This window comes from uncultured Aquabacterium sp. (assembly GCF_913773725.1).
Classification (GTDB): Bacteria; Pseudomonadota; Gammaproteobacteria; order Burkholderiales; family Burkholderiaceae_C; genus Aquabacterium.
The window spans coordinates 1-4,102 of record NZ_CAJYGK010000070.1 but is presented as its reverse complement, the minus strand read 5'-3'; the positions used below and the strand labels follow the sequence as shown (position 1 = coordinate 4,102).

Sequence of the window (4,102 nt, the reverse complement as noted above, 5' to 3'; positions counted from 1 at the left end):
GCCGGCCTGGAAGACGGCGGTGTTGCCCTCGATCGCCTGCAAGCGCCACGGGCCGACCGCATCGCCGGGCAGCAGCACGTGAACCTGGTCGGCAGTGAACTCGCCCGTCGCTGGTGCAACGGAAAGGCTGCGCTGGCCGGCTCGCAGTTCGGCACCCACGATGCGGAGCGGCAACGGGAAAGGCTCAGGTTTGGCGGCGGCCTTGCTTGGTGAGCGCGGCTGCGCAGGCACAGCGGCACGAACCGTCGCTTGGCGAGCCTTGGCCTGCTCGACCTCGGCGCGCAGGGCCTGAAGGTCGTCGTTGGAGGCATGGCCGCCCAGCGCCTGTTCAACCTGCGCGATGCGGGCTTCCAGCGCCTGCCGGATGTGCTGCAATTCCGCCGCGGTTGCGGTAGCCGGCCGCTGCTGTACGGTCTCGGTCAGCCCGACCACCTGTGCTTCGAGCTGCTGCAGGCCGGAATCCACCCGTTCCTGGTCGGCCAGGCCATTCATCGCCTGGTGGTTCAGGGCAACGAAGACGCTCAGGCCGATCAGCCAAAGCCAGAGCAGGCTCTGCACGATCACGGCGGCGGTCGAGCGCTGGGAAGGCCGTGGTGCGTTGTTCATGGCTGACCTCCCGCGAGCGGGAACGTCTGCACCGCCTCGGTGGCGAGTGGTTCGGGAACCGGATCGGCATCTGCATCGCGGCCGTGCCGCTCGAAGCAGACCTGTCGCGTCCGGTCATCGGCGTGCAGGTCCCAGGCCGGGCCGGCAAGGGTGAGTAGCGCATCGCGCAAGGTCATAGGGCCGAGGTGCAGATGTGCCGCAGGCAACGGCAGCGCGTACAGCTCGATCACGGCATGCGCGGTCTCGCAAAGGCCATAGCCGCTGCGCTTGAGCACATGCCGCAGCCCGTCGCCAACCGTGGCGCGGGCATCCTCGGGCATGGACACGTCGATGGTCTGCAACAGCAGGTCGCGCTGCGCCGCCGTGGGTGCCAACTCGACCAGGGTGTAGCGGCCGTAGCGCACGACCGGGATGTACTCGGGCGCCTCGGGTTCGGGCGCGGCCGAGACTTCCTCGATGGCATCGGGTGCGAGCGGCGCCGTGGTGGTCGCGCAGCCGCTGGCCAAGGCTGCGGCCAGGAGGCCGGCGCCGACCAGGTGCCGGGATACATGGATTGCGGGCATGGCATCGGCTCTTCTGTTGCGATGCCGATACCTTGGCCGCGCGCGGCGGCGCGGTCAGTCAGGAATGCGAACTCGGAGCTACCCGCTTTTGCAGTCCAACACATAGCGCAACCCGCAAACCCAACCGTGGTTTGCACATTGATTCAATACTTGTTGTATTATCGAATCATGCAAGAAGATCAAGCCATTTCCGCCTTAAACGCCCTGGCTCACACCCAGCGCCTGCGCGTGTTCCGCGCCTTGGTCGTTGCTGGGCCGGGCGGACTGACCCCGAGCACGCTAGCCGACCAGCTCGACGTGGCCCGCAACACCTTGTCGTTCCACTTGAAGGAGCTGGCCCATGCTGGCCTCGTCAGCATCGAGCAGCAGGGTCGCAACCTGATTTATCGCGCCGAGTACGGCCGCATGGACGGTCTGATCGGTTACCTGACCGAGCATTGCTGCCAAGGTGGCGTATGCGAGGTTTCTCCATCCAAGACCTGCTGCTGACCATGACCGATACCACTTACAACGCCTTGTTCATCTGTACGGGCAATTCGGCCCGCTCCATCCTCGCCGAAGGCATCCTCAACGACATAGGCCAGGGGCGGTTTCACGCCTGGTCGGCAGGCAGCCATCCGAAAGGCGAGGTTCACCCGCTGGCGCTCGCTACGCTAGAGCGGCTGCACCTGCCGACAACGGGCTACCGCAGCAAGAGCTGGGACGAATTCTTGAAGCCCGATGCGCCGGTGTTCGATTTCATCTTCACTGTCTGCGACAACGCCGCCGGCGAGGCCTGTCCGCTGTGGCCGGGCAAGCCGGTTTCGGCGCATTGGGGCGTGCCTGACCCGGCCGCGGTGGAAGGCACCCAGGAACGACAAAGCAAAGCATTCTTCGACACCGCCATGACGCTGCGCCGACGCATCGAGTTGTTCCTGTCGCTGCCGATCAAAAGTCTCGATGCCATGTCGTTGCAGCGCGAATTGCGCGACATCGGCCGTCAGTGAGGCCCGCGCGATGAGTGCAACCAATACCGCCGGCACCGCGCCCGCAAACTCCGCGATGAGCGGTTTTGAGCGTTACCTGACGCTATGGGTGGCGGTGTGCATCGTCGCCGGCATCGCGCTCGGCCAGTTCGCGCCCGCCGCATTCCAGGCCATCGGCCGCATGGAGATTGCCCAGGTCAACCTGCCGGTCGGCCTGCTGATCTGGGTAATGATCATCCCCATGCTGCTGAAGGTGGACTTCGCCGCGCTCGGCCAGGTGCGCCAGCATTGGCGGGGCATGGGGGTCACGCTGTTCATCAATTGGGCCGTCAAGCCGTTCTCAATGGCGCTGCTGGCGTGGATCTTCATCCGCCACGTCTTTGCCGACTGGCTGCCCGCCGATCAGCTCGACAGCTATATCGCCGGCCTGATCCTGTTGGCTGCTGCACCGTGTACCGCAATGGTTTTCGTTTGGAGTCGGCTGACTGGCGGTGATCCGGTATTTACGCTGTCGCAAGTGGCCTTGAACGACACCATCATGGTGTTCGCCTTCGCACCCATCGTCGGCCTGCTGCTGGGCCTGTCGTCGATCACGGTGCCGTGGGACACCTTGCTGGTGTCGGTGGGTTTGTACATCGTCATTCCGGTCATCCTGGCCCAGCTCTGGCGCCGGGCGCTGCTGAGCAAGGGGCAGGCCGTGTTCGATCGAACACTGGAACGCATCGGCCCGTTGTCCATCGCCGCGCTGTTGCTGACGCTGGTGCTGCTGTTCGCCTTCCAGGGCGAGGCCATCATCCGGCAGCCGCTGGTGATCGCCATGCTGGCGGTGCCGATCCTGATCCAGGTGTTCTTCAATTCCGGTCTGGCGTACTGGCTCAACCGCCAGGCGGGCGAAAAGCACTGCGTCGCGGGGCCATCCGCGTTGATTGGTGCCAGCAACTTCTTCGAGCTGGCCGTGGCCGCCGCCATCAGCCTGTTCGGCTTCCATTCCGGCGCAGCACTCGCAACAGTGGTCGGCGTGCTCATCGAGGTGCCGGTCATGCTGCTGGTGGTGCGCGTGGTCAATCGCTCACGCGGCTGGTACGAACGCCGCGCGACCACTTCGTAATCTCCAAGAGGCATCCATGAGCACCATCACGATCTACCACAACCCAGCCTGCGGCACCTCGCGCAACGTGCTGGGCCTGATCCGCAACAGCGGCGAGGAACCGACCATCATCGAGTACCTGAAAACGCCGCCCGACCGCGACACGCTCCAGGCGCTGATCGCGGCGATGGGCGTTCCGGTGCGAGACGTGCTGCGCGAGAAAGGCACGCCCTATGCCGAACTCGACCTGGGCAACCCGAAGTGGAGCGACGACGACCTGATCGGCTTCATGCTCCAGCATCCCATCCTCATCAACCGGCCTATCGTGGTCACGCCGCTAGGCACGCGCCTGTGCCGGCCTTCGGAAGCCGTGCTCGACCTGCTGCCGCAGCCGCAGCGCGGCGCGTTCAGCAAGGAAGACGGCGAACCGGTGGTCGATCAGGATGGCCGCCGTGTCTGAATCCCGTCTCGACCTGCCGAACATCGACGCGGCGCTGTTCCAGCAATCGGACACCGAACACCTGTTCGCGCCGGCACGGGTCACGCACGCGCCGCGCTTCCTGCTGCTCTACGGCTCGCTGCGAGAACGCTCGTTCAGCCGCCTCGCCGCCGAAGAAGCGGCGCGCATCCTGCGGGCGCTGGGCGGCGAGACCCGATTGTTCAATCCGTCCGGCCTGCCGCTGGTGGACGATGCGCCAGCCGATCACCCCAAGGTGAAGGAACTGCACGAACTGGTGCAATGGGCCGAAGGCATGGTGTGGAGTTCGCCGGAGCGCCACGGCGCGATGACCGGCCTGATGAAGACGCAAATCGACTGGATTCCGCTGTCGGTCGGCGCGGTGCGCCCGACCCAGGGCAAGAGATCGGAAGAGCGTCGTGTA

General features: G+C 65.4%; 6 protein-coding genes. 4 read left to right on the top strand and 2 right to left on the bottom strand.

Features of this window, described 5'->3' with window-relative positions; translation table 11 throughout:
- The coding region (locus QZ709_RS08415) for a hypothetical protein (protein ID WP_294636839.1) at positions 1-606 on the bottom strand (606 nt) is incomplete at its 3' end.
- On the bottom strand, positions 603-1,169 hold the full coding sequence (locus tag QZ709_RS08410; protein ID WP_011804682.1) for a PilL N-terminal domain-containing protein: 567 nt from the start codon (positions 1,167-1,169) through the stop codon (positions 603-605). The genes QZ709_RS08410 and QZ709_RS08415, both read right to left, overlap by 4 nt.
- A 150-nt stretch (positions 1,170-1,319) precedes the next feature.
- Between QZ709_RS08410 and QZ709_RS08405 the strand changes: the two genes are divergently transcribed.
- From QZ709_RS08405 to arsC, 4 genes are read left to right on the top strand one after another with little or no spacing between them, the layout of a single operon-like run.
- Complete coding sequence (locus QZ709_RS08405) at positions 1,320-1,658, top strand: helix-turn-helix domain-containing protein (RefSeq protein WP_220638725.1); 339 nt, start codon at positions 1,320-1,322, stop codon at positions 1,656-1,658.
- Positions 1,659-1,660: 2 nt separating this feature from the next.
- Positions 1,661-2,155 carry an arsenate reductase ArsC gene (locus QZ709_RS08400; RefSeq protein ID WP_011804684.1) on the top strand — a complete coding sequence of 165 codons (495 nt, stop codon included), beginning with the start codon at positions 1,661-1,663 and terminating at the stop codon, positions 2,153-2,155.
- A 10-nt stretch (positions 2,156-2,165) separates the two neighbouring features.
- The gene (gene arsB / locus QZ709_RS08395; protein ID WP_023108447.1) at positions 2,166-3,242 is read left to right on the top strand and encodes an ACR3 family arsenite efflux transporter; all 1,077 of its coding nucleotides are present in this window, start codon (positions 2,166-2,168) and stop codon (positions 3,240-3,242) included.
- Positions 3,243-3,258: 16 nt separating this feature from the next.
- Positions 3,259-3,681: an arsenate reductase (glutaredoxin) gene (gene arsC / locus QZ709_RS08390; RefSeq protein ID WP_011804686.1), complete on the top strand. Its 423-nt coding sequence runs from the start codon at positions 3,259-3,261 to the stop codon at positions 3,679-3,681.
- Positions 3,682-4,102 lie beyond the last annotated feature (421 nt).

What these genes read in the sequence shown, in the direction of transcription:
- arsC (WP_011804686.1), top strand. Translation starts at nt 3,259, where the DNA reads ATGAGCACCATCACGATCTACCACAACCCAGCCTGCGGCACCTCGCGC.
- QZ709_RS08400 (WP_011804684.1), top strand. Translation starts at nt 1,661, where the DNA reads ATGACCGATACCACTTACAACGCCTTGTTCATCTGTACGGGCAATTCG.
- QZ709_RS08410 (WP_011804682.1), bottom strand. Translation starts at nt 1,169, where the DNA reads ATGCCCGCAATCCATGTATCCCGGCACCTGGTCGGCGCCGGCCTCCTG.
- arsB (WP_023108447.1), top strand. Translation starts at nt 2,166, where the DNA reads ATGAGTGCAACCAATACCGCCGGCACCGCGCCCGCAAACTCCGCGATG.